24 protein-coding genes are annotated in these 22,662 nt (G+C 72.0%); 10 read left to right on the top strand and 14 right to left on the bottom strand.

Annotated features, from left to right (window positions below):
* Positions 1–106 precede the first annotated feature (106 nt).
* Both ACFY3I_RS26210 and ACFY3I_RS26215 read right to left on the bottom strand, forming a co-directional pair.
* Positions 107–1,147 (bottom strand): NUDIX domain-containing protein, encoded by a 1,041-nt coding sequence (locus tag ACFY3I_RS26210; protein WP_365291043.1) that lies wholly within the window; start codon positions 1,145–1,147, stop codon positions 107–109.
* Between the two features lie 144 nt (positions 1,148–1,291).
* Positions 1,292–1,501 carry a hypothetical protein gene (locus ACFY3I_RS26215; RefSeq protein WP_365291046.1) on the bottom strand — a complete coding sequence of 70 codons (210 nt, stop codon included), beginning with the start codon at positions 1,499–1,501 and terminating at the stop codon, positions 1,292–1,294.
* A 152-nt stretch (positions 1,502–1,653) separates the two neighbouring features.
* Here ACFY3I_RS26215 and ACFY3I_RS26220 point away from each other — a divergent pair, with 152 nt between their 5' ends.
* Positions 1,654–2,007: a hypothetical protein gene (locus ACFY3I_RS26220; protein WP_390863167.1), complete on the top strand. Its 354-nt coding sequence runs from the start codon at positions 1,654–1,656 to the stop codon at positions 2,005–2,007.
* Positions 2,008–2,294: 287 nt separating this feature from the next.
* A complete protein-coding gene (locus tag ACFY3I_RS26225) occupies positions 2,295–4,334 on the top strand; it encodes an NPCBM/NEW2 domain-containing protein (protein ID WP_390863169.1) in 2,040 nt (679 codons plus the stop codon).
* 290 nt (positions 4,335–4,624) lie between these two features.
* On the opposite strand, the gene ACFY3I_RS26230 is transcribed toward ACFY3I_RS26225, so the two are convergent.
* A complete protein-coding gene (locus ACFY3I_RS26230; protein WP_390863170.1) occupies positions 4,625–5,581 on the bottom strand; it encodes an ROK family protein in 957 nt (318 codons plus the stop codon).
* A 194-nt stretch (positions 5,582–5,775) separates the two neighbouring features.
* Between ACFY3I_RS26230 and ACFY3I_RS26235 the strand changes: the two genes are divergently transcribed.
* Together ACFY3I_RS26235 and ACFY3I_RS26240 are read left to right on the top strand one after the other, a co-directional pair.
* The gene (locus ACFY3I_RS26235; RefSeq protein WP_390863172.1) at positions 5,776–6,852 is read left to right on the top strand and encodes a LacI family DNA-binding transcriptional regulator; all 1,077 of its coding nucleotides are present in this window, start codon (positions 5,776–5,778) and stop codon (positions 6,850–6,852) included.
* Positions 6,853–6,859: 7 nt separating this feature from the next.
* Complete coding sequence (locus ACFY3I_RS26240; protein WP_390863174.1) at positions 6,860–7,657, top strand: hypothetical protein; 798 nt, start codon at positions 6,860–6,862, stop codon at positions 7,655–7,657.
* Between the two features lie 132 nt (positions 7,658–7,789).
* Here ACFY3I_RS26240 and ACFY3I_RS26245 read toward each other — a convergent pair whose 3' ends face one another.
* Positions 7,790–9,094, bottom strand: coding sequence for a DUF6986 family protein (locus tag ACFY3I_RS26245; RefSeq protein WP_390863177.1), 1,305 nt, complete (start codon positions 9,092–9,094; stop codon positions 7,790–7,792).
* A 210-nt stretch (positions 9,095–9,304) separates the two neighbouring features.
* Between ACFY3I_RS26245 and ACFY3I_RS26250 the strand changes: the two genes are divergently transcribed.
* Positions 9,305–10,255, top strand: a complete 951-nt coding sequence (locus tag ACFY3I_RS26250; RefSeq protein ID WP_390863179.1) for an endonuclease/exonuclease/phosphatase family protein — start codon at positions 9,305–9,307, stop codon at positions 10,253–10,255.
* A 59-nt stretch (positions 10,256–10,314) separates the two neighbouring features.
* Here the strand turns inward: ACFY3I_RS26250 and ACFY3I_RS26255 are convergent, their stop codons facing one another.
* From ACFY3I_RS26255 to ACFY3I_RS26270, 4 genes are all read right to left on the bottom strand, one after another.
* On the bottom strand, positions 10,315–11,277 hold the full coding sequence (locus ACFY3I_RS26255; protein ID WP_390863180.1) for an electron transfer flavoprotein subunit alpha/FixB family protein: 963 nt from the start codon (positions 11,275–11,277) through the stop codon (positions 10,315–10,317).
* A gap of 82 nt (positions 11,278–11,359) precedes the next feature.
* On the bottom strand, positions 11,360–12,148 hold the full coding sequence (locus ACFY3I_RS26260; protein WP_365291063.1) for an electron transfer flavoprotein subunit beta/FixA family protein: 789 nt from the start codon (positions 12,146–12,148) through the stop codon (positions 11,360–11,362).
* 217 nt (positions 12,149–12,365) lie between these two features.
* Entirely contained in the window at positions 12,366–12,875 is a 510-nt protein-coding gene (locus ACFY3I_RS26265; protein WP_365291065.1) for a flavin reductase family protein, read from the bottom strand.
* Between the two features lie 208 nt (positions 12,876–13,083).
* Entirely contained in the window at positions 13,084–13,500 is a 417-nt protein-coding gene (locus ACFY3I_RS26270; protein WP_390863182.1) for a TlpA family protein disulfide reductase, read from the bottom strand.
* A gap of 103 nt (positions 13,501–13,603) precedes the next feature.
* On the opposite strand from ACFY3I_RS26270, the gene ACFY3I_RS26275 reads away from it, so the two are divergent.
* A complete protein-coding gene (locus ACFY3I_RS26275) occupies positions 13,604–14,020 on the top strand; it encodes a DUF4395 domain-containing protein (RefSeq protein ID WP_390863184.1) in 417 nt (138 codons plus the stop codon).
* Between the two features lie 189 nt (positions 14,021–14,209).
* Positions 14,210–14,938: a lysophospholipid acyltransferase family protein gene (locus ACFY3I_RS26280; protein WP_390863185.1), complete on the top strand. Its 729-nt coding sequence runs from the start codon at positions 14,210–14,212 to the stop codon at positions 14,936–14,938.
* A gap of 3 nt (positions 14,939–14,941) precedes the next feature.
* On the opposite strand, the gene ACFY3I_RS26285 is transcribed toward ACFY3I_RS26280, so the two are convergent.
* The 5 genes from ACFY3I_RS26285 to ACFY3I_RS26305 form a co-directional block, all read right to left on the bottom strand.
* Positions 14,942–15,643: a B3/4 domain-containing protein gene (locus ACFY3I_RS26285; protein ID WP_390863335.1), complete on the bottom strand. Its 702-nt coding sequence runs from the start codon at positions 15,641–15,643 to the stop codon at positions 14,942–14,944.
* A 10-nt stretch (positions 15,644–15,653) separates the two neighbouring features.
* Positions 15,654–16,247: a transglutaminase domain-containing protein gene (locus ACFY3I_RS26290; protein WP_390863187.1), complete on the bottom strand. Its 594-nt coding sequence runs from the start codon at positions 16,245–16,247 to the stop codon at positions 15,654–15,656.
* Between the two features lie 78 nt (positions 16,248–16,325).
* The gene (locus tag ACFY3I_RS26295; protein ID WP_365291076.1) at positions 16,326–17,396 is read right to left on the bottom strand and encodes a low specificity L-threonine aldolase; all 1,071 of its coding nucleotides are present in this window, start codon (positions 17,394–17,396) and stop codon (positions 16,326–16,328) included.
* The gene (locus ACFY3I_RS26300) at positions 17,393–18,142 is read right to left on the bottom strand and encodes an SDR family NAD(P)-dependent oxidoreductase (protein WP_390863189.1); all 750 of its coding nucleotides are present in this window, start codon (positions 18,140–18,142) and stop codon (positions 17,393–17,395) included. Before ACFY3I_RS26300 ends, ACFY3I_RS26295 begins: the two co-directional genes overlap by 4 nt.
* A gap of 38 nt (positions 18,143–18,180) precedes the next feature.
* Positions 18,181–19,578, bottom strand: a complete 1,398-nt coding sequence (locus tag ACFY3I_RS26305; RefSeq protein WP_390863191.1) for a DUF6421 family protein — start codon at positions 19,576–19,578, stop codon at positions 18,181–18,183.
* Positions 19,579–19,992: 414 nt separating this feature from the next.
* Here ACFY3I_RS26305 and ACFY3I_RS26310 point away from each other — a divergent pair, with 414 nt between their 5' ends.
* Complete coding sequence (locus tag ACFY3I_RS26310; protein ID WP_365291082.1) at positions 19,993–20,676, top strand: glycerophosphodiester phosphodiesterase family protein; 684 nt, start codon at positions 19,993–19,995, stop codon at positions 20,674–20,676.
* 4 nt (positions 20,677–20,680) lie between these two features.
* Here the strand turns inward: ACFY3I_RS26310 and ACFY3I_RS26315 are convergent, their stop codons facing one another.
* A complete protein-coding gene (locus ACFY3I_RS26315) occupies positions 20,681–21,220 on the bottom strand; it encodes a GNAT family N-acetyltransferase (protein ID WP_390863194.1) in 540 nt (179 codons plus the stop codon).
* A gap of 193 nt (positions 21,221–21,413) precedes the next feature.
* Here ACFY3I_RS26315 and ACFY3I_RS26320 point away from each other — a divergent pair, with 193 nt between their 5' ends.
* Together ACFY3I_RS26320 and ACFY3I_RS26325 are read left to right on the top strand one after the other, a co-directional pair.
* Positions 21,414–21,806, top strand: coding sequence for a VOC family protein (locus tag ACFY3I_RS26320; RefSeq protein WP_365291087.1), 393 nt, complete (start codon positions 21,414–21,416; stop codon positions 21,804–21,806).
* A 76-nt stretch (positions 21,807–21,882) separates the two neighbouring features.
* A complete protein-coding gene (locus tag ACFY3I_RS26325) occupies positions 21,883–22,647 on the top strand; it encodes a VOC family protein (protein ID WP_390863196.1) in 765 nt (254 codons plus the stop codon).
* Positions 22,648–22,662 lie beyond the last annotated feature (15 nt).

A 22,662-nucleotide genomic window follows, 5' to 3' on the forward strand; every position in this document is an offset into this window, starting at 1 on the left:
GGGCCGCCCTCGTACGAGACCGCCGACGGGCGGAACGGCCGCCCCGCCGTCGGCGGGGAACACCCGCCGCGGGGAAGGCGCGGCCGCTTCCCGGTCACGAAGGTGGTCAGCCGACCGGGACGCCCGCCTCCAGGTAGAGCGCGGCGCCGCGCTCACGGGCCCGCAGCGCCCAGCGCAGCCGTTCGTAGCGCACCGGGGGCAGCAGCTGCGCGGCCTCCTGTTCGGTGACGAAGCGCCAGCCGCGCAGTTCGGGCCCCGGCAGCACCAGCCCGCCGGCCTCGGCGGCGTCCAGGCGGCCGCCGTCGAAGAGCAGCCGCAGGCCCCCGTAGCGGGGCGGCGCGGGCTGCTCCCAGTCGACGACCAGCAGTCTCGGCACCTTCTCCAGTCGTATCCCGGTCTCCTCCTCGACCTCGCGCACGCCCGCCCGGGCGGGGGCCTCGCCGGGCTCGACGACACCGCCGGGGAACTCCCAGCCCGCCTTGTAGGTGGGATCGACCAGCAGGAAACGATCCTGCTCGTCGAAGAGGAGCACCCCGGCCGCGAGCGTCTCGGCGGTGGGCTCCGGCGTCTGCACGATGTCGCACACCCTGGCGGCACCGGTGCCGACGGCCTCGGCGATGTACACGGCCGTCTCGTACGGGGTGAGGGCGCTGGTGTCGACGAGGTGGGCGTCGGCGCCGATCCAGGAGGCGAGGGCGGCCCGGTAGGGCTCGATGTGGTCGTACGACCACTGCCGGACCCGTATCTCGCCGTCGGGCAGGTCGGACGGGATCTCCCGACCGGCTATCCGCTCGCGCAGGATCGTTTCGGCCGGGGTGAGGCACAGGTGCCGGACTGCGATCCGGCGGGCGGCGAGACCGCCGAAGATCTCGTCGCGGTACTCCTGGCGCAGCAGCGTCATGGGGACCACCAGGGTCCCGCCCAGCTCGGCCAGCATCGCGGCGGCCGTGTCGATCACCAGCCGCCGCCAGATCGGCAGATCCTGGAAGTCGCCGGCCTCGGCGAGCTGCTTGGCCGGCAGCAGGTGTGTCAGTGCCCCGCCAATGACCTCGGGGTCGAAGAGCGTGCTGTTCGGGATCAGTTCGATCAGTTCACGTGCGGTGGTGCTCTTCCCCGCACCGAACGCGCCGTTGACCCAGACGATCACGGACTCCCCCTCTTCTGTTGGCCCCCTGAGGCTTGCCCGCTCCACACTGCCACGGAAACCAGTTCGCGTTGAGGGCGCCCGAATCGGAGTGCCGGCGTCCCTCGGCGGAACACCGGCACCGTCGTTCGCTTCCGCCCCGCCGGGCTACTCCTGGCCCAGGAAGTCCCGGTCGGTCTGGAAACTGTCCTCGCCCACGAGGTGGCCGACGTGCTCCAGGGCGTCCGAGACGTACAGGTCGTCGAGCGGGCCGTCGGCGGCGTGGGACGGGGGAACGGCGGCGTGCGACGGGGTGATGGCGGCCACGACGAATCCGGTGGCCAGGCTGGCGATGGCGAGCATGCTGCGCTTCTTCATGCTCCTTTCAACTACGCGGGCGCCCCGGGGTCACGGGCGGACCCACGAGGGGAGCAACGCGGCGGGACGGTACGGAAACCGGTGGCCCCGACGATCACGGCGCGACTACCGTCGGCTTGCCCGCATCCGATCCGCGCAGGAAGCCGTACGCCATGACCAGCCCTCGACCGACCACCACACTGTGGCGTCCCACCGGCCCCGTGGAGCTCGGCCTGGTGCGGGAGTCGGGGTGGCGCGCCTGGCCGCCGCGGCTGCCCGAGCAGCCGGTCTTCTATCCGGTGCTCGACGAGGACTACGCGGTCCGGATCGCCCGGGACTGGAACGTCAAGCACGACGGCGCCGGCTTCGTGACCCGCTTCGAGGTCGACGCGGAGTTCGCAGGCCGCTATCCCGTCCGGCAGGCCGGCGGCAGCACGATCCTGGAGCTGTGGGTTCCGGCCGAGGAACTGGACGAGTTCAACGCGCACATCGTCGGCACCATCGACGTGGTGCACGAGTTCCGGTGAGGCTCGGCGCCGGTGCCGCGGTCAGGACATCGGACGTCCTGACCGCGGCACCGGCACAGGCCGGACTCGGCCATCTCCCAGCGTCGCCCGACGTCACCGGTCAACACAACTCAACGGGCATCGACGCGCATCACCCCAACAACCCTTTTCAGCCGGGCCGATGGGGCCACTCACGCAACCTGCGGCACCGCTCTTCCAACAGAGCCGAACAGCTCCTACCATAAGCGCGCACCGATGACGCCCACTCTGCCGTCATCCCACCTTTCGCGAGTTGGAGGAGCGTAACGATGCGTCACCCTCACACCCGCACTACCCGCCGAAGAGTGGTCGGAGCACTGTCGGCGGCACTGCTGTGCACGGCGGGCCTCGCCGCACCCGCGGCCGCCGGCACGGCGACCGGCTCGCCCGCACCCGCACCCGCCCCCGCACCCGCCCCCGCCGACGGTCTCGCCCTCACCCCGCCGATGGGCTTCAACAACTGGAACTCCACGCACTGCGGTGCGGACTTCGACGAGTCCATGGTCGAGGGCATCGCGGACCTCTTCGTGGCCAAGGGCCTCAAGGACGCCGGCTACCGGTACGTCAATCTCGACGACTGCTGGGCCCTGCCGAGCCGTGACGCGGACGGCAGGCTGGTCCCGGACCCGGCCAGGTTCCCGCACGGCATCAAGGCGGTCGCCGACTACGTGCACGCCAAGGGCCTCAAGCTCGGCATCTACACCAGCGCCGGCACCAAGACCTGCAACGAGGCGGGCTTTCCGGGCGCCCTGGGCCACGAGTACGGCGACGCACAGCAGTTCGCCGACTGGGGTGTCGACTACCTCAAGTACGACAACTGCAACAACCAGGGTGTGGACGCCAAGCAGCGCTACCTCACCATGCGGGACGCGCTGCGGGCGACCGGGCGGCCGATCGTCTACAGCATCTGTGAATGGGGCGAGAACAAGCCCTGGGAGTGGGCCGCGGACGTCGGCCAACTGTGGCGTACCACCGGGGACATCAGTGACAGCTGGGGCTCGATGCTGTCGATCCTGAAGCAGAACCTGCCCCTCGCGCCGCACGCGGGCCCCGGGCACTGGAACGACCCGGACATGCTCGAGGTCGGCAACGGCGGCATGACCGACACCGAGTACCGGACGCACTTCTCGATGTGGTCGATGATGGCCGCCCCGCTGCTCATCGGCACCGACCTGCGCAAGGCCTCCCCGGCGACCTTCGACATCCTGGACGACAAGGAGGTCATCGCCGTCGACCAGGACCCGCTCGGCAAGCAGGGCACGGTGCTGTCCTCGGCGGGCGGACGCTGGGTCGTCACCAAGGAGATGAAGGACGGCAGCCGCGCGGTCGCCCTCTTCAACGAGTCCGGCTCCCCGCAGCGCGTCGCGACCACCGCGACCGCGGCCGGCCTGCCGGACGCGCCCGCCTACACCCTGCGCGACCTGTGGCGGCACCGCAGCTACAACACCGCGGGCACCGTCTCCGCGCTCGTCCCGGCGCACGGCACGGTGCTGGTCCGCGTCGCCGTCGACCGGCACTGGGCGGCCAACCCGCCGGCCGTGGAACCCGGCCTGGACGGCGACCGGTTCGTCCGGCCCGGCGGCACGGCCGCGCTCACCACGTCGGTCACCGATCTCGGCCGCACGCCGGCCCGCCGGGTCTCCGTGGCGCTCACCGGCCCGCGGGGCTGGAGCGTCACCGCGACCTCGCGCACCGGGACCTCGGCCCTGCCGACCGGCCACGCGCTGCGTACCGGCTGGCGGGTGACCGCTCCGGCGGGGACGCCCGAGGGATCGTACGACCTCGCGTTCAGGGCGCGTTACCGCTCGCCCGCCGGTGTGCGCGCGGAGAGCACGACGACGATCACGCTGAGGGTCGCGGAGCCGCCGCCGGCCGGAGGCTCCTACCTCAGTGACCTTCCCTGGCTGTCGGCCGACAACGGCTGGGGGCCCGTGGAACGCGACACCAGCAACGGCGAGACCGCGGCGGGCGACGGACATCCGCTCACCGTCGACGGGGTGGTGTACGCCAAGGGGCTCGGCACGCACGCGCCGAGCCAGGTCGACTACTACACCGGCAGGGCGTGTCAGAAGGTCACCGCCGAGGTCGGCGTGGACGACGAGGAAAGAGCCGACGGCAGCGTCTCGTTCGAGGTCTGGGCCGACGGCAGGGAGGTGGCCTCCACCGGCGTACTGACCACGGACATGGCCGCCCAGCCGCTCACCGCCGACGTCACCGGCGCCGAGGTGGTCAGCCTCGTCGTCACCGACGGCGGGAACGGGATCACCTCCGACCACGGCGACTGGGCGGACGCGCGGATCACCTGCTGACGGGCCGCGGCCCGGCGGGACACCCGGTCCCGCCAGGCCGTCGCCGTCGGGCACGCCCGTCCGGCCGTGACGTCACGCGCCCCCGCCCGGGCGTCCCGGCCGTCCCCGAGCGGGGTCCGGTCGGCCGGACCTGAACCCCGGCCGACCGGGCCCACACGTCAAACCCGGCCGGTCGGGGCTGAACGTTCAGCCCCGGCCGGCCGGGCCCGCGCGTCAGGGCCGGCCGACGGGACCCGCACGTCAGGCCCGCCCGGCCGGGCCTGAACGTTCCTGCCGGGCCGCCTCGCCGGTCAGACGCCCGCCGCCGTCGCGTCCGTGCCCAGCCGGGCCAGTGCCGCGGCCGCGGCGCCCACCAGGCCCGCGTCCGTGCCCATCTGGGCCGGAACGACCGTCAGACGCTGCACGAAGGAGAGGGTCGCGTAGTCGGTGAGGGCCTTGCGCAGCGGCGTGAAGAGGATGTCCCCCGCCTTGCCCACCCCGCCGCCGATCACCGCGATGTCGATCTCGACCAGGGTCGCGGTGGCCGCGATCCCGGCGGCGAGCGCCTGTGCGGCCCGGTCGAAGGACGCCACCGCGACCGGGTCGCCGCCCCGCGCGGCCTCCGCGACCGCCGCGGCCGAGGTGTCGCCGTCGGGACCCGGCTGCCAGCCGCCCTCCAGTGCGCGCCGCGCGATGTTGGGGCCGCTCGCGATCCGTTCCACGCAGCCGCGCGAACCGCAGGGGCAGGGGTCGCCGTCCAGGTCGACGCTGATGTGGCCGATGTGGCCCGCGTTGCCGGTGGGACCCGGGTGCAGCTTGCCGCCGAGCACCAGGCCGCCGCCGACACCCGTCGAGACCACCATGCACAGCGCGTTGTCGTGGCCGCGGGCCGCGCCCTGCCAGTGTTCGGCGGCCGTGATGGCGACGCCGTCGCCGATCAGCTCGACCGGCAGCCCGCCGGCGGCCGCGCGCACGCGCTCGACGAGCGGGAAGTCCCGCCAGCCCGGGACGTTGACCGGACTCACGGTGCCGGCGGAGGCGTCCACCGGGCCCGCGCTGCCGATCCCGAGCGAACCCGCCCTCGCCCACAGCGGTGAACCGGCGAGTTCGCCGACCACCTCCTCGACGGCCCCCATGACCGTCTCGCCGTCCTGCTGGGCGGGCGTCGCGCGCTGGGCGCGCGCCTGGATCCGTCCGTGACCGTCCACCAGTGCGCCGGCGATCTTTGTGCCGCCGATGTCGAGGGCCGCCACGAGGTCGGTGTGCATCAGAGTCAGATCTCCCCGTCAACCATGAGTAACCGAGTGAAAGGCAGCCGTCCAGCGGTGGGGGCGCGGGCCGGAGATTGCGGTGGACAGTCTCCCCCGCATCTGACAACGTTGTCCAGGCTCTATGCTCGACGCCACATCCTCATACAAACCCATGGACCTGTGCATCCCCCGTGGACAACAGGAATCCCACCGTGGACGACAGGACAGGACGCCGCATCGTGCCCGACACCTCCCGCCGCGCAGACCGTCTTCCCGGCTCCCGTTACGGGACCCGGCCGACGATGAAGGACGTGGCTGCGCGCGCCGGTGTCGGCCTGAAGACGGTGAGCCGGGTGGTCAACGGCGAGCCCGGGGTGACCCCGGACACCGAGCGGCGGGTCCAGGAGGCGATCGACGCGCTGGGCTTCCGCCGCAACGACAGCGCGCGGGTGCTGCGCAAGGGCCGTACCGCGAGCATCGGTCTGGTCCTGGAGGACCTCGCCGACCCGTTCTACGGCCCGCTCAGCCGTGCCGTGGAGGAGGTGGCACGGGCCCACGGCGCGCTGCTGATCAACGGCTCGAGTGCCGAGGACCCGGACCGGGAGCAGGAGTTGGCGCTCGCGTTGTGCGCGCGGCGGGTGGACGGGCTGGTGGTGATCCCGGCGGGCGACGACCACCGTTATCTGGAACCGGAGATCAGGGCCGGCGTGGCCACGGTGTTCGTGGACCGCCCGGCCGGGAAGATCGACGCGGACGTGGTGCTGTCCGACAGCTTCGGCGGCGCCCGGGACGGGGTCGCCCATCTGATCGCGCACGGCCACCGCCGGATCGGCTTCATCGGTGACATGCCCCGCATCCACACGGCGGCCGAGCGGCTGCGCGGTTACCGGGCCGCGATGGAGGACGCCGGGATACCCGTCGAACAGGCGTGGACCTCGCTCGGCGTGACGGACCCGGAGCGGGTGCGGGTGGCCGCCGAGGAGATGCTGTCGGGGCCCGACCGCGTCACCGCGATCTTCGCGGGCAACAACCGCGTGACGGTCACCGTGATCCGGGTCCTGGCCGAACTGCCCCGCCCGGTCGCGCTCGTGGGCTTCGACGACATCGAGCTGGCCGATCTGCTGCACCCGGGGCTCACGGTCGTCGCCCAGGACGCGGCCCTGCTCGGCCGTACCGCCGCCGAGCGGCTCTTCCGCCAGCTGGACGGCACCCTCCTGGCACCCGAGCGCATCGAGTTGCCGACCCGGCTGGTCACCCGCGGCTCGGGCGAGCTGCCGCCCTCGGCGTGAGCGGCGCGTGAGGGGCCGTACGCTCGCGGAGCTGGGACTCGACCGGGCACCGCGCGACCACCCGCTGACCTATCCGGGCTCCTGGCCCGCCGACTCCGGACTCCTCGACGGCGACCGGCTGTTGCCGCTGGAGCGGCTGGTGCACGACGACGGCCGGGTACCGGTGCTCGCGGTCGGCTCCAACGCCTCTCCCGCCCAACTCCAGCACAAGATGGCCGAGTCCGGGGTGAGCGGGCCGATCCCCATGGTGCGTACCCGGGTCACCGGTCTCGACGTGGGGGTCTCCGCACACGTCAGCCGCCTGGGCTATGTCTCGGCATCTCCGCTGCGGTCCCCCGCGACGGTACGGGAGTTGTTCGTCGTCTGGCTGAACGGACGGCAGCTGGAGGTGATCGACGCGAGCGAGGGCGCGCCGCTGCCGGACGGCAACTTCGGCCGGGCCTGGCTGCCCGCCCCGCACGTCCGCGTCAGCCTCGCGGACGGCACCGCGCTGACCGGCGTGCACGCCTACGTCAACCGGCACGGCGTCCTGCACGACGGGACCGGCACCCCCCGCCGCCATCCCGGTGAGCACGCCCTTCTCACGCAACTCCTCGACGAGTCGGAGGAGTTGCGGGGGCTCTTCGGTGGCACGCCCGAGGAGTTCTGCGCGCGGGCGCGGGCCGACGCCGAACTGTGCCGGCAGGGCACCCGGCTGTTCGCCGAGCGGAAATGGGCGGTCGCGTCGGGGCTGGAGCGGTACCTGCGTGATCAGCGGGCGGGCACGTCGGGGACCGGCCCGCCCTCGGCACCGCCTTGGAGGTAGACGTCGCCGACGCACCCACCGGTGCCGCCCGTGCCGTCGCCGGTCCCCGCCGCCCGGACGGCGCGGCGGGGACCGGGTGACGGCGGGGTCGGTTCAAGTCACCCGGAGAGGGCATGGCTTGACGGCTGTGCGTCAGCTGCCCGAGGCCGTCAGACCGCCGCGCCGGGGCGCCGCGAAGCCCTCCAGGTCGGCGCGGGTCAGACCGGCCAGCCGGGCGACCTCGGCGATGCCGAGGGCGCCGCAGTCCAGCCCGCGCAGCAGGTAGCCGGCGAGGGCCTTGGCGGTGGCCGGCTCGTCCATGACGTCACCGCCGGTGCGGTTGGCGTACCGGGCGAGCCGGGCGGCCGCCTGCTCGAATCCCTCCCGGTAGAAGGCGAACACGGCCGCGTACCGGGTCGGGATGTGCGCCGGGTGCATGTCCCAGCCCTGGTAGTAGGCGCGGGCCAGGGCGCGCCGGGTGAGCCCGTAGTGCAGCCGCCAGGCGTCGTGCACCCTGGCCGTGGGGCCGACCGGCAGGACGTTGGTGGAGCCGTCCGACACGCGTACTCCGGTGCCCGCGGCCGCGACCTGCATGACGGCCTTGGCGTGGTCTGCCGCCGGGTGGTCACTGGCCTGGTAGGCGGCGGAGACGCCGAGGCAGGCGCTGTAGTCGAAGGTGCCGTAGTGCAGTCCGGTGGCCCGGCCCTCGGCGGCCTGGATCATCCGGGCGACGGTGGCGGTGCCGTCGGCGGCGAGGATGGACTGGCTGGTCTCGATCTGGATCTCGAATCCGATCCGGCCCGCCGCCAGGCCGTGGGTCTTCTCGAAGGCCTCCAGGAGCCGGACCATCGCGGAGACCTGCTCGGGGTAGGTCACCTTGGGCAGGGTGAGCACCAGGCCGTCGGGCAGCCCGCCGGCCGCCATCAGGCCGGTGAGGAAGATGTCCAGGGTGCGGATGCCCCGGTCGCGGACCGCGGCCTCCATGCACTTCATCCGGATACCCATGTACGGGGCCGCGGTGCCGTCCGCGTAGGCCTGGGCGATCAGCCGGGCGGCGCGGGCCGCGGTCTCGTCCTCCTCCGCGTCGGGGCGGGGGCCGTAGCCGTCCTCGAAGTCGACGCGCAGGTCCTCGATCGGCTCGCGCTCCAGCTTGGCCCGGACCCGGGTGTGCACGGGCTCGGCGAGTTCCTCGGACAGGCCGAGGACGGCGGCGAAGGAGGCGGCGTCGGGGGCGTGTTCGTCCAGGGCGGCGAGGGCCAGGTCGCCCCAGGAGCGGACGGTGTCGGCGGCGAAGGCGTCACCGGGGACGTAGACGGTGTGGACGGGCTGGCGGGTGCCGGGGTCGCCCGGGTAGCGGTGCTCCAGTTCGGCGTCGACCGGCGCGAGGGAGGCGCTGATCTCCTCGCTGACGGCGCCCGCGAGACTCGTCGCCACCTTCTGCTGCTGGCCCTGGCCCATCCCACACCCTCCTGTTTTCCACTGTACGGAATCAACAATCCGTTGAATGAAGTTATCCGGGCGCCTTCGGGATGGTCAACACCATGTCCACGGGCCGACACGCCCCCATCTGGGCATGTTCACGCTTGACTCACACCTGGGTAGCACACTCTCTGCGCAGGACTCGCCTCACGCACGCCTCGTCCGGCCCACGCCACCGAAGGAGCACCCGTGCCGCACCAGCGCCGAGTCACCCGCCGCCTTGGCCTGCAGATCCTGTTGGCGGCGGCGGTCACCGTGCCCCTCTCCAGCGCCGCGATCTCCGCCTCCTCCGCGTCCTCCGGGCCGTCGGCCATCCTGCGGTCACGGCGGGCGGCCCCTTCGGCTCCGCCGCGGCGCGCGCCCCGGCTCGACGTCATGACCTTCAACCTGCGGTACGCGAGCACCGCCGAACCCAACAGCTGGGCCGACCGCAGGCCCGTCATGCGCGAACTGCTGCGCCGCGCGCGCCCCCACGTCGTCGGCACCCAGGAAGGCCTCTACCAGCAGCTGCGCGACATCGACGGCGACCTCGGACCGCACTACGACTGGATCGGCACCGGCCGCGAGGGCGGCAGCCGCGACGAGTCCACCGCGATCTACTACGACATCCGGCGCCTGGCCCCCGTGGAGCACTACACCTTCTGGCTCTCCGACACCCCCGAGGTGATCCGCTCCAACACCTGGAACGCCGCGTTCCCCCGGATCGTCACCTGGGTCCGCTTCCGCGATCTCGCCGACGACGGCCGGGAGTTCTACGTCGCCAACACCCACTTCGACCAGCGCAGCCAGTACGCCCGCGAGCGCGGCGCGGATCTGCTGGTCCGGCGGATCGCGGAGTTCGACCCCGCGCTGCCGGTGGTGGTGACCGGGGACTTCAACGCCGCCGCGCACAAGAACCCGGCGTACGACACGCTGGTGGGCTCCGGCCTCGCGGACGCCTGGGACACGGCGGAGCGGCGCGGCACCCCGTACGGCACCTTCCACGGCTACCACCGGCTCCGGCAGGACGGCGACCGGATCGACTGGATCCTCACCTCGCCGGGCGTGACCACGCACGAGGCGACGATGGACACCTTCTCGATGCACGGCCAGTTCCCCAGCGACCATCTGCCCGTGCAGGTGTCGCTGAGTCTGCGCTGACGCCACGAGGCCCCCGCGACCGGTGCCGGTCGCGGGGGCCTCGGACAGCCCGGCGGTGATCAGCCCTTGCGGGTGTTGATCTCCTCGGTGAGCTGGGGCACGACGTCGAAGAGGTCGCCGACCACGCCGAAGTCGACGAGCTCGAAGATCGGGGCCTCCGCGTCCTTGTTGACCGCGACGATCGTCTTCGAGGTCTGCATGCCGGCGCGGTGCTGGATGGCGCCGGAGATGCCGTTGGCGATGTACAGCTGCGGGGACACGGACTTGCCGGTCTGGCCGACCTGGTTGGTGTGCGGGTACCAGCCCGCGTCCACCGCGGCGCGCGAGGCGCCGACGGCCGCGCCGAGGGAGTCGGCGAGCGCCTCGATGACCGAGAAGTTCTCGGCACCGTTGACGCCGCGGCCGCCGGAGACCACGATCGCGGCCTCGGTCAGCTCCGGACGGCCCGTCGACTCGCGCGGGGTGCGGCCGGTGACCTTGGTGCCGGTCGCCTTCTCCGAGAAGGTGACGTCCAGGGCCTCGACGGCACCGGCGGCCGGGGCGGCCTCCACGGCGGCGCTGTTGGGCTTGACCGTGATGACCGGGGTGCCCTTGGAGATCCGGGACTTGGTGGTGAAGGACGCGGCGAACACCGACTGGGTGGCCACCGGGCCCTCGTCGCCGGCCTCGAGGTCCACGGCGTCGGTGATGATGCCCGACCCGATGCGCAGCGCCAGACGCGCGGCGATCTCCTTGCCCTCCGCGGAGGACGGGACCAGGACGGCGGCCGGGGACACCGCGGCGACGGCGGCCTGCAGCGCGTCGACCTTCGGGACGACCAGGTAGTCGGCGTACTCGGACGCCTCGTGGGTGAGGACCTTCACCGCGCCGTGCTCGGCGAGGGCGGCGGCGGTGCCGGCGGCGCCGTTGCCCAGCGCGACGGCGACGGGCTCGCCGATCCGGCGGGCCAGCGTCAGCAGCTCCAGGGTGGGCTTGCGGACGGCACCGTCCACGTGGTCGACGTAGACGAGGACTTCAGCCATGGGATTGCTCTCCTGCGAAACGAGGTTGAGGGGCGGTCGGCGGCTGCGGGGCTCGGACGGACTTCCGGCCCACCGGGCCGTGTCAGACGAACTTGCGCTCCGCGAGGAAGGCGGCGAGCTGCTTGCCGCCCTCGCCCTCGTCCTTGACGATCGTGCCCGCGGTGCGGGCCGGACGCGCGGTCGCGGTCTCGACCGCGGTCCAGGAGCCCTCAAGACCGACCTCGCCGGCCTCGATGTCCAGGTCGGACAGGTCCCAGGACTCGACCGGCTTCTTCTTCGCCGCCATGATGCCCTTGAAGGACGGGTACCGCGCCTCGCCCGACTGGTCGGTGACGGACACGACCGCCGGCAGGGAGGCCTCCAGCTGCTCGGAGGCGGCGTCGCCGTCACGGCGGCCCTTGACGGTGCCGTCCTCGACGGAGACCTCGGACAGCAGGGTGACCTGCGGGACGCCGAGGCGCTCCGCCAGCAGCGCCGGGACGATGCCGGCGGTGCCGTCGGTGGAGGCCATGCCGGAGACCACCAGGTCGAAGCCGGCCTTCTCGATCGCCTTGGCCAGCACCAGCGAGGTGCCGATGGCGTCGGTGCCGTGCAGGTCGTCGTCCTCGACGTGGATCGCCTTGTCCGCGCCCATGGACAGCGCCTTGCGCAGCGCGTCCTTCGCGTCCTCGGGGCCCACCGTGAGGACGGTGACCTCGACGTCGTCGTCGGAGTTCTCGGAGATCTGCAGCGCCTGCTCGACCGCGTACTCGTCCAGCTCGGAGAGCAGACCGTCCACGTCGTCACGGTCCACGGTCAGGTCATCGGCGAAATGCCGGTCGCCCGTGGCGTCGGGCACGTACTTCACAGTGACAACGATCCTCAGGCTCACGCCGGCTCTCCTACCGCATCGTCTTTTCGTGGCTGCCTCTTGAGGGCAGCATAGGCGCCTCAAGCGGCTCATCCCGGTCGGGGCGGCCGCGCGCTCCGAACGAAATATTACTCACCAGTACAACCAGTTCCTGCCCGCTAAGCAAGCGCTTTGAACTGTGACCTTCGCAACGCAGCGTAACCGGAACTCGACACCCCCGCAGAACGGGGGCGCGTGATCAATCCCGCAGTCCGCTGAAAGCACCCTGGTGGTAGAGGAGCGGCCGGCCGGCGCGGGAGGGGTCGCCGAGGACCACCTCGGCCAGCACGATGCGATGGTCGCCGGCCGGAACGCGGGCGACGACCCGGCACACCAGCCAGACCAGCACGTCGTCGAGGACGGGCACCCCGGCATGACCCTCGCGCCAGCCGGTGGGCGCCCCGAACCGGTCGGCGCCGCTGCGCGCGAAGGTGGCCGCGAGCTCCGCCTGGTGCTCGCCGAGGATGTGCACGCCGATGTGCTCGGCGGTGGATATCGCGGGCCAGCTGGACGCTCCCGTGCCGACGCCGAAGGAGAGCATCGGGGGCTCGGCGGAGACGGAGGTGAGCGAGGTGGCCGTGAAGCCGACCGGGCCGCTCGCGCCGCGCGCGGTGATCACCGCGACTCCGGCGGCGTGGCGCCGGAAGGCGGAGCGGAGGAGGTCGGGGGAGGCGAGCCGAGGGGTACCGAGGTCGGGCGTGGCCGTCATGGAGTCGTCCTTCTGGGGGAGGCGGCGTTCAGGTCCGGGGATGATCAGTGACCCGGACACCGCGCGCTCGCGGTGCGGGCCAGGTCCACGTGGACCCGCCCGAAGAGAAGGAGTTCATGAGACATACAGTCAGGCTGACGATAGGTGGTACACCCAGTCAAGTACGTTCCGGGATATGGGAGCTGCCTCACCGTCATCGCCACCCTCGTCAGACGGCCTCTCCCAGCGCGGCGATGACGTCCGCCTTGCGCGGCTGCCCGGTGGCCCGGCGCACCACCAGGCCGCCGGCGTCGAGCACCAGGACGGTGGGCGTCTTGAGGATCCCCAGTTCGCGCACCAGGTCCAGGCGGTCCTCCGCGTCGATCTCGACGTGGGCGACCCCGGGGACCATGGCGGCGACCTCGCCGAGCACCCGCCGGGTGGCCCGGCAGGGGGCGCAGAAGGCGCTGGAGAACTGCACCAGCGTGGCCCGTCCGCCCAGTTCGCCGCCGAGTTCGGCCGCCGAGAGCCGCCTGCCGTCGTCCCGCCCGCGCACCCGTACCCTCCCGCTCCGCCGCCTGTGCAGCACTCCGTAGACACTCGCCGCGGCGAGCACCGCCGCGCACACCGTCAGTCCGCTCGTCACGGACACCAGCATTCATGACTCCGCCCGCCCTGACGGCCAGCGTTCACGAGACTGCAAAGATTCCCGACTCCCCTGCCGGTCTTCGGGGCGGAATCCTTGGTTCATGGACATCGACGCGCGTGGGCCCCGTTTCGCGGCGGCCGTGACGACGGTCGTGCTGGCCGCCGCGCTCATCACGACAAGCCCCTGGATCCTCGCCTGGCAGACGCTGGCGTTCGCGGTCGGCGCGGCCGCGGGCGTGAGCCGGTCGCCGTACGGGTGGGTGTTCCGGAAGGCCGTACGGCCCCGGCTCGCTCCCGCTACGGAGTTCGAACCACCCGAACCCCCGCGATTCGCCCAGGCGGTGGGACTCGTGTTCGCGGGACTCGGCCTGGTCGGCTTCGGCGTGGGGCCGGTTTGGCTGGGTCTCGCGGCGACCGGGCTCGCGCTCGCCGCGGCGTTCCTGAACGCCGCGTTCGGGTACTGCCTGGGGTGCGAGGTGTTCCGGCTGGTGCGCCGGCCGGCGGCGGGGGCGAAGTAAAGGCGGGTTAAAAATCCGAGGTGGATCATAGGCCGACGTGACGAGGATCTCGCCACTCCGGGGCACCAGGGCTGGCTCCCCGTCCGTTCTTCGGGCACGATCTGCGATACGCGTCGTAAACCTACGGCTCCGTAACTTTCCCGCCGGGAGCCCCTTTCCCAGGCAGAGCAGAAAGGGTCCGCCCCGCCCATGGCAGAGTTGGTCTACCGTCCCGTCATCGGTTTCGCCAAGACGCTGTTCAAGGTCTGGGACCTGAAGATCGACTGCCAGGGTTCCGAGAACATCCCGCGCTCGGGCGGGGCCGTGCTGGTGAGCAATCACATCAGCTACCTGGACTTCGTCTTCGACGGTCTGGCCGCTCTGCCGCAGAAGCGTCTGGTGCGTTTCATGGCCAAGGAGTCGGTCTTCCGCCACCGGATCTCCGGCCCGCTGATGCGCGGCATGAAGCACATCCCGGTGGACCGCAAGCAGGGCGAGACGGCGTACCAGCACGCCCTGGACTCCCTCAAGTCCGGTGAGATCGTGGGGGTCTTCCCCGAGGCCACGATCTCCCAGTCGTTCACCCTGAAGAGCTTCAAGTCGGGCGCGGCACGGCTCGCCCAGGAGGCCGGCGTCCCACTGATCCCGATGGCCCTGTGGGGCACGCAGCGGCTGTGGACCAAGGGCCAGCCGCGCAACTTCAAGCGCGACCACCTGCCCGTCACCATCCGGGTGGGCGAGCCGGTGGAGGCCCCGCGCGACCAGTACGCGGGCGCCATCACCCGCCGCCTGCGCGACCGCGTCCAGGACCTGCTGGAAGCGGCGCAGCGCGCCTATCCGGCCCGGCCCAAGGACCCGGCCGACACCTGGTGGCTCCCGACCCACCTGGGGGGTACGGCACCCACCCAGGAGCAGCTGAAGGCGGCCGAGGCGGTCTGAGCCTCAGCCCGCCGACTCGGGGGCCCGTACCTCGATACGGGCCCCGGGGCTGAACTTCTCCAGCAGTTCGGCGAGTTCGGCGCCCGCCGCCTCGACGTCGGCGACCGGCATCGGCGCGAGGCTCTCCAGGAGGAAGAGGGCCGAGGTGGTGCCCCCGGTCAGCCGGGTGCGCGGGCCCTGACGCCAGTTCCAGCGGCGGCAGGTGACACCCGCTCCGTCACTCCACACGACCTCGCCGGAGTCCGGGTGCTCGACGGCCTCCTCGCCGGCCGCGACCGTCACGAAGTCCTCCTCCCCCGTGGCCCGCACCAGGCGCATCCCGCCCTGGATGAGGTCGAGGTCCTCGCCGCCGACGGGGATCAGGTGGGCGACGCTGACGGCGTTGTAGAGGTCCACGAGCAGGTTGACGCGGGGCAGACCGCCGTCCGCGAGGGCCCGCCTGGCCAGCGCCTCGGCGGAGTTCCGGGTCCGGTTCGGCTTGGAGCCGAACGCGGTGTAGGCGGCGCGCCAGGCCGCCATGTGCGGATCCTCGTGCGGGGCGCGCCCGTCCAGGCGGGCGGCGAGCCGTCGGGCCGCCTCGTCGAGGAGAGCCGAACTCGCTTCACTGCTCGGGCCGTTGACCAGTCCGTGGGCCTCGATCGCGAGATGCGTGAAGCCGGGCGCGAGCGCGCGCACCTCGTCGGACACGGTGAGCGTGAGAGTCATCTGCATTGCCTCAGAGTGCGGTGGGGAGCGTCTTCCACAGGCCCGGCCGGTCGGGTGCCGCTTTCAACGCGCCGAGCACCGCCGGGTGAGGTTCAGCGTACAGGACCGGATAGTCCATCTCACTGGACTCCGGATCGGGGATCCAGGCCAGCCGCTCGCCGTCGAGGGAGAACCGCGCGTCGACGCCGGGCTTGTTGCCGCGCGGATCCTGCCGGTGCCAGGCTCCGCCGAACCGGACGGCGACCAGTCCGTGCACGACGTGCCCGGTGCCGCCGTCGTCCGTCAGGCGCTGGTAGCACAGGGCCGTGGGGATGTCCTCGGCGCGCAGCAGGGCGGCGAGGGCGTGGGCCTTGGCGTGACAGATGCCGGTGCGCCGCTCCAGTACGTCCGAGGCCCTCCAGGTGACGCGGGGATCGCCGCTGTCGGCCGAGTGCGGGACGGAGTCCCGTACGAACTCGTAGGCGACCCGCGCAAATTCATACGAGTCCGCGGATCCCGAGGCCAGCCGTGCGGCTGTCTCCCTGACCAGCGGATGATGGTGGTCGACGGCCTCATCGGCGGCCAAATAGGCAGACAGGTCGGCGGTGTTCTGGATCAGCTGCATGGGCGCAGAGCATAGGAATGCGACCACCCGAGAGTCAATGACTTTTCAGGTGGCCGCATATCTATGCATCGAGCCGGACTAGCGGGCCATCTCCTCCTTGAGGGCGGCGACGAAGGCGTCCACGTCCTCCTCGGTGGTGTCGAACGCGCACATCCACCGCACGTCCCCGGCGGCCTCGTCCCAGAAGTAGAACCGGAAGCGCTTCTGCAGACGCAGGCTCACGTCGTGCGGGAGCCGCGCGAAGACCCCGTTGGCCTGCACCGGGTAAAGGATCTCAACGCCGTGCACGGCGCGGACGCCCTCGGCGAGCCGCTGGGCCATCTCGTTGGCGTGCCGGGCGTTGCGCAGCCACAGATCCTTCGCCAGCAGCGCCTCCAACTGCACCGACACGAAGCGCATCTTGGAGGCCAGCTGCATGGACAGCTTGCGCAGGTGCTTCATGTGACTGACGGCGTCCTGGTCGATCACCACGACCGCCTCGCCGAACACGGCACCGTTCTTGGTGCCGCCCAGCGAGAGGATGTCGACCCCGACGGCGTTGGTGAACGTACGCATCGGCACGTCCAGGGAGGCCGCCGCGTTGGCTATCCGGGAGCCGTCCAGGTGCACCTTCATGCCGTGCGCGTGGGCGTGCTCGCAGATCGCCCGGATCTCGTCCGGGGTGTAGAGGGTGCCGAGCTCGGTGCTCTGGGTGATCGAGACGACCTGCGGCATCGCGCGGTGCTCGTCCTCCCAGCCGTACGCCTGCCGGTCGATGAGCTCCGGGGTGAGCTTGCCGTCGGGCGTGGGCACGGTGAGCAGCTTGAGGCCGCCCATGCGCTCGGGGGCGCCGCCCTCGTCGACGTTGATGTGGGCGCTCTCGGCGCAGATCACCGCGCCCCAGCGGTCGGTGACCGCCTGGAGCGCGACGACGTTCGCGCCGGTGCCGTTGAAGACCGGGAAGGCCTCCGCGGTCGCGCCGAAGTGGCCGCGGATGATCCGCTGGAGGTTCTCGGTGTACTCGTCCTCGCCGTAGGCCACCTGGTGGCCGCCGTTGGCCAGGGCCAGGGCGGCCAGCACCTCGGGGTGGGTTCCGGCGTAGTTGTCACTGGCGAAGCCGCGGACCTCCGGGTCGTGGTGGCGACGCGCGTCGGTCTTCGGAGGGTTCACGGCTGCTCGGTCAGCCACAGACGGTTTCCGTTCACTTCGGAGGCGGGCCTGCTCCAGACGCCCTCCACGGCCTCGGCCAGGTCCGTGACGTCCGTGAAGCCCGCGAACTTCGCGTTGGGTCGCTCGGCGCGCATCGCGTCGTGCACCAACGCCTTCACCACCAGGATCGCAGCAGCGGACTTCGGGCCCGCCTCGCCCCCGGCCTTGCGGAAGCCGTCGGCCATGGCGAGGGTCCAGGCCTCGGCCGCCGCCTTGGCGGCCGAGTACGCGGCGTTCCCGGCGGTGGGCCGGGACGCGCCGGACGCGCTGATCAGCAGGTACCGTCCCCGGTCGCTGCGCTGCAGACCGTCGTAGAAGGCCAGGGAGGTGTGCTGCACGGTGCGGATCAGCAGCTTCTCCAGCAGGTCCCAGTCGGCCAGGTCGGTCTCGGCGAAGTTGGCGCTGCCGCGCCAGCCGCCGACCAGGTGGACCAGGCCGTCGACCCGGCCGTGGTCCTTCTCGATGCGGTCGGCCCAGGCCCGGGTCGACTCCAGGTCGAGCAGGTCGACCGTCTCGCCAGTGACCACGGCGCCGCCGCCCGCGTAGCGGGCCGCGTCCACCGCCTCGGCCAGGCGCTCGGGGTTGTTGTCGGCGCCGACCACGGTCGCGCCCGCCTCCGCGAGCCTGACCAGGGTGGCGTGCCCGGCGGGTCCGCCCGCCCCGGCCACCGCGATCACCGCACCACTGAGAGACCCGTTGCCCGCCATGTGCTTCCCCTCTTGAGTAGTGTTCCGAAGACGGTCGCTCACGCGGCGACCGGCTCGGCGCTGTCCGCCGTGATGCCCTTGGTCTCGGCGATCACGTTCTTCAGCTTCTTGGACAGGGCCTCGTAGAACATGCTCAGCGGAAACTCGTCCGGAAGCACGTCGTCCACGAGCTTGCGCGGCGGCAGGCTCAGGTCGAGGGCGTCGGGCCCCTTGGCCCACTTCGAGCCGGGGTGCGGGGCGAGGTAGGTGGCGACCAGGTCGTAGCCGGCGAACCAGTGGACGAGCTTCGGGCGGTCGATGCCGTCCTTGTACAGCTTCTCGATCTCGCCGCACAGCTGGTTGGTGACCTGCGGGGCACGCTCCCAGTCGATGGAGAGCCTGTTGTCGGTCCAGCGGACCACGTCGTGCTTGTGCAGGTAGGCGAAGAGCAGCTGGCCGCCGAGCCCGTCGTAGTTGCGCACCCGGTCGCCGGTGACCGGGAAGCGGAACATCCGGTCGAAGAGCACCGCGTACTGCACGTCACGGGCCTGCGGGACGCCGTCGGCCGCCAGCTTCACGGCCTCCTTGAAGGCGGTGAGGTCGCAGCGCAGCTCCTCCAGGCCGTACATCCAGAACGGCTGGCGCTGCTTGATCATGAACGGGTCGAACGGCAGGTCGCCGTGGCTGTGGGTGCGGTCGTGGACCATGTCCCAGAGCACGAAGGCCTCCTCGCAGCGCTTCTGGTCGTGGACCATGGCGGCGATGTCCTCGGGCAGCTCCAGGCCGAGTATGCCGACCGCCGCGTCGGTGACCCGGCGGAACCGGGCGGCCTCGCGGTCGCAGAAGATACCGCCCCAGGAGAATCGTTCCGGCGCTTCGCGCACGGCGATGGTCTCGGGGAAGAGGACGGCGGAGTTGGTGTCGTAGCCGGCCGTGAAGTCCTCGAAGGTGATGCCGCAGAACAGCGGGTTGTCGTACCGGGTGCGCTCCAGCTCGGCCAGCCACTCCGGCCAGACCATGCGCAGCACGACCGCCTCCAGGTTGCGGTCCGGGTTGCCGTTCTGGGTGTACATCGGGAAGACGACCAGGTGCTGGAGGCCGTGCGCGCGGCTCGCGGCGGGCTGGAAGGCCAGCAGCGAGTCGAGGAAGTCGGGCACCTGGAAGCCGCCGACCGCCCAGCGCCGCAGGTCGGTCACGAGGGCCCGGTGGTAGTCGGCGTCGTGCGGGAGCAGCGGGGACAGCTCCTCGACGGCGGCGATCACGGTGTCCACGGCCCGCTCCGCGTCGGCGCGCGCCGGGGCGTCCTCGGCGCCGAAATCGATCGACCCGTCCTTGGCCTGCCATGGCCGGATCCGCTCCACACCATCCTTGAGCACGGGCCATGCAGGGTGCTCGACCACCCTGGTCACGGGAGAAACCTGCTCCTCCGAACCCACCTGCACAAGAATTTCCGTCATGACCCATCCTCCACGGGTGTACCTCGCGTATGGACACCGTATGCGTACGGGCTTTCTCCCAGCAAGAGGGCTCTCGGGAAATTATCCTGCGGCATCGCATCTTCACCGCGCTTTTTCCTGTCTGAAACCGTGAAGGCGCTCACATTCACCACGATCTGTGACGGGGCGTCAGCTCCCGGGCAGCGCATGGATCCGGCCGGTCAATGCGCGGCGCAACGCGCCCACCCCCGGGTGACCGCCAACAGGGGCACAGGGCAGGCGCCGCGCGCCCGGCGCACCAATCCCCCGCGTACGCAGGGGGTTCATCGCGACGGGCGGCCGTTAGGCTGCGCCCAGCCGCGTGGACAGCGACGTCCCGTCGTACGGTCCGCGCGCGTGCATCCCCCGCCGCCGTCGACGGAAGCGAGTTGAATCTTGAACTTCCTTACCATCGGTCACCGCGGAGTCATGGGCGTCGAGCCCGAGAACACCCTCCGTTCCTTCGTCGCCGCCCAGCAGGCCGGCCTCGACCTGATCGAACTCGATCTGCACCTGAGCAAGGACGGCGCCCTGGTCGTCATGCACGACGCGGAGGTCGACCGCACGACCGACGGCACCGGCCCGATCGCCGAGAAGACCCTGGAGGAGCTGCGCACCCTGGACGCGGGCCGCGGCGAGCGGGTGCCGCTGTTCGAGGAGGTCCTGGACGCGGTGCAGGCCCCCCTGCAGGCCGAGATCAAGGACGTCGCGGCGGCCCGCGCGCTGGCCGACCTGATGCAGCGGCGGGATCTGGTGTCCCGGGTGGAGGTGTCGTCCTTCCACGACGAGGCCGTCGCCGAGATCGGCCGGCTGGTGCCGGGCGTGCGGACCGCGCTGATCGCCAGCCGCTTCGGCACCGACGTGGTGGAGCGGGCCAGGGAGGCCGGGGCGGCGACGCTCTGCCTCAACATCCGGCGGCTGACCCTGGAGGTCGTCGAGCACGCCCGCAAGGCGGACCTGAAGGTGATCGGCTGGGTGGTGAACACCCAGGACGACCTGCGTCTGGTGCGGGCGCTCCAGCTGGACGGCGCGACGACCGACTACCCGGAGATCAAACGCACCGCCCGCTTCACCGCGTGAGCCGTCACACCAGCGGCTTGACCAGCAGCTCGAACTGCAGGTCGGCACGCTGGGGGATGCCGAAGCGCTCGTCGCCGTACGGGAACGGCGTCATCCTTCCCGTACGGCGGTAGCCGCGCCGCTCGTACCAGGCGATCAGGTCCTCGCGCACGGAGATCACCGTCATGTGCATCTCCGTGGCGCCCCATTCCCGGCGGGCCCGGCGCTCCGCCTCGGCGATGACCGCCTTGCCGAGGCCCGCGCCCTGGAATGCGGGGCTGACCGCGAACATGCCGAAGTAGGCGTGGGTGCCGCGGTGCTCCAGCTGGCAGCAGGCGACCATCCGGCCGTCGCGCTCGACCGTGAGCAGCTTGCCGTCCGGCGCCTTGACGACCTCCAGGACGCCCTCCGGGTCGGTCCGCTGCCCCTCCAGGATGTCCGCCTCCGTGGTCCAGCCGGCCCGGCTGGCGTCGCCCCGGTAGGCCGACTCGATCAGCGCGACCAGCGCGTCCACGTCGGCGTCGGTGGCGTCGCGGAAGGTCAGTCCGGCGGCGGCGTTCTCCATGGGCGGTCTCCCGGTCTCGGTCACACTGAGCGGGCATGAGCCTAGCGCCGCGTCCGGCCGACGGTTCGGGGGCGTCGGGGGCGCGGGGAGGGCGGTCGGGCGGGGCGTCCGGCGCGGCGGCTCGGGATCCCGGTGCCGGGCTCGGGCGCGGGAGGCGGGGTGGGGGCGCCGCGGAACGTTACGCTCCGGTCGCATGGTGCATGTGGTGAGCAGCCGTACCCTTCTCCGTCCCGCCGACCCCGAGCGCTCCCGTGCCTTCTACGGCGAGCAGCTCGGTCTCGCCGTCTACCGCGAGTTCGGCACCGGTCCCGAGCGCGGCACGGTGTACTTCCTCGGCGGCGGTTTCCTGGAGGTCTCCGGGCGGGCGGACGCCCCCGCCTCCCCCGCGGTGCAGCTGTGGCTGCAGGTGGCGGACGCCGGCGCGGCGCACGGGGAACTGGTGGCCAAGGGCGTCGAGATCGTGCGTCCGCCGGTGAAGGAGCCGTGGGGCCTGATCGAGATGTGGATCGCGGACCCGGACGGTATCCGGATCGTGCTGGTCGAGGTGCCGGCCGACCATCCGATCCGGTACCGGCCGGGGGTCTGAGGGCGCGCCCGGGTCCGATCGCCGCTGTCAGTGGCGGGGTCTAGCGTTCGCAGGAGAGACCACACGAGGAGCGGCCATGGATTTCGACAAGCCGGTTGCGGGCGGGCCCTGCTGGACGGAGCTGGGAACCGACGACCTGGAGAGCGCCAAGGGGTTCTACGCGGAGCTGTTCGGCTGGCGTCCGGAGACCGATCCCCGGCAGGAGGCCGGCTGCTACACCGTGGCGCATCTCGGGGACGCGGCGGTCGCGGCCATCAGCCGGCTCTACCAGGAGTCCCAGCCGGTCGCGTGGAACGTGTCGTTCGCGGTGCCCGACGCGGACGCGGCCGCGCGGCTGGTGGAGGAGGCGGGCGGCACCGTGGTCGTCGGCCCGATGGACATCTTCGACGCGGGCCGCTTCGCGGTCGCCCTCGATCCCACCGGTGCCGCCTTCCAGATGTGGGAGGCGCGGGCCTTCCCCGGTGCCGGACTGCTCAACGCGCCCGGAGCGCTGGGCTGGGTGGAGCTGGCGACCCGGGACACCGGGCGGGCCACGGACTTCTACACCACCGTCTTCGGCTGGAACGCCGAGTCCTCCGAGTGGTACACGGAGTTCGCCGTGGGCGGGCAGCAGTTCGGCGGGATGGCCGACATGGGCGACCGGTTCCCGCCCGAGGCGCCGCCGCACTGGCTGCCGTACTTCGCGGTGGAGGACGTGGACACCGCGGCCGCGGCGGCGGTCGCGGCGGGCGGGACCGTGCGGACGGCCCCGATGACGGTGCCGGACGGTCAGCGCATCGCCGTGCTCGCCGATCCGCGGGGCGCGGCGTTCGGCGTCTTCCGCCCGGGACGCCACGGCTGAGTCCGAGCGCCGCGG

This window comes from Streptomyces sp. NPDC001068 (genome assembly GCF_042897315.1).
Lineage (GTDB): Bacteria > Actinomycetota > Actinomycetes > Streptomycetales > Streptomycetaceae > Streptomyces.

What these genes read in the sequence shown, in the direction of transcription:
- ACFY3I_RS26215 (WP_365291046.1), bottom strand. Translation starts at nt 1,501, where the DNA reads ATGAAGAAGCGCAGCATGCTCGCCATCGCCAGCCTGGCCACCGGATTC.
- ACFY3I_RS26220 (WP_390863167.1), top strand. Translation starts at nt 1,654, where the DNA reads ATGACCAGCCCTCGACCGACCACCACACTGTGGCGTCCCACCGGCCCC.
- ACFY3I_RS26225 (WP_390863169.1), top strand. Translation starts at nt 2,295, where the DNA reads ATGCGTCACCCTCACACCCGCACTACCCGCCGAAGAGTGGTCGGAGCA.
- ACFY3I_RS26230 (WP_390863170.1), bottom strand. Translation starts at nt 5,581, where the DNA reads ATGCACACCGACCTCGTGGCGGCCCTCGACATCGGCGGCACAAAGATC.
- ACFY3I_RS26245 (WP_390863177.1), bottom strand. Translation starts at nt 9,094, where the DNA reads ATGGGCCAGGGCCAGCAGCAGAAGGTGGCGACGAGTCTCGCGGGCGCC.
- ACFY3I_RS26255 (WP_390863180.1), bottom strand. Translation starts at nt 11,277, where the DNA reads ATGGCTGAAGTCCTCGTCTACGTCGACCACGTGGACGGTGCCGTCCGC.
- ACFY3I_RS26265 (WP_365291065.1), bottom strand. Translation starts at nt 12,875, where the DNA reads ATGACGGCCACGCCCGACCTCGGTACCCCTCGGCTCGCCTCCCCCGAC.
- ACFY3I_RS26275 (WP_390863184.1), top strand. Translation starts at nt 13,604, where the DNA reads ATGGACATCGACGCGCGTGGGCCCCGTTTCGCGGCGGCCGTGACGACG.
- ACFY3I_RS26280 (WP_390863185.1), top strand. Translation starts at nt 14,210, where the DNA reads ATGGCAGAGTTGGTCTACCGTCCCGTCATCGGTTTCGCCAAGACGCTG.
- ACFY3I_RS26285 (WP_390863335.1), bottom strand. Translation starts at nt 15,643, where the DNA reads ATGACTCTCACGCTCACCGTGTCCGACGAGGTGCGCGCGCTCGCGCCC.
- ACFY3I_RS26290 (WP_390863187.1), bottom strand. Translation starts at nt 16,247, where the DNA reads ATGCAGCTGATCCAGAACACCGCCGACCTGTCTGCCTATTTGGCCGCC.
- ACFY3I_RS26300 (WP_390863189.1), bottom strand. Translation starts at nt 18,142, where the DNA reads ATGGCGGGCAACGGGTCTCTCAGTGGTGCGGTGATCGCGGTGGCCGGG.
- ACFY3I_RS26305 (WP_390863191.1), bottom strand. Translation starts at nt 19,578, where the DNA reads ATGACGGAAATTCTTGTGCAGGTGGGTTCGGAGGAGCAGGTTTCTCCC.
- ACFY3I_RS26315 (WP_390863194.1), bottom strand. Translation starts at nt 21,220, where the DNA reads ATGGAGAACGCCGCCGCCGGACTGACCTTCCGCGACGCCACCGACGCC.
- ACFY3I_RS26320 (WP_365291087.1), top strand. Translation starts at nt 21,414, where the DNA reads ATGGTGCATGTGGTGAGCAGCCGTACCCTTCTCCGTCCCGCCGACCCC.
- ACFY3I_RS26325 (WP_390863196.1), top strand. Translation starts at nt 21,883, where the DNA reads ATGGATTTCGACAAGCCGGTTGCGGGCGGGCCCTGCTGGACGGAGCTG.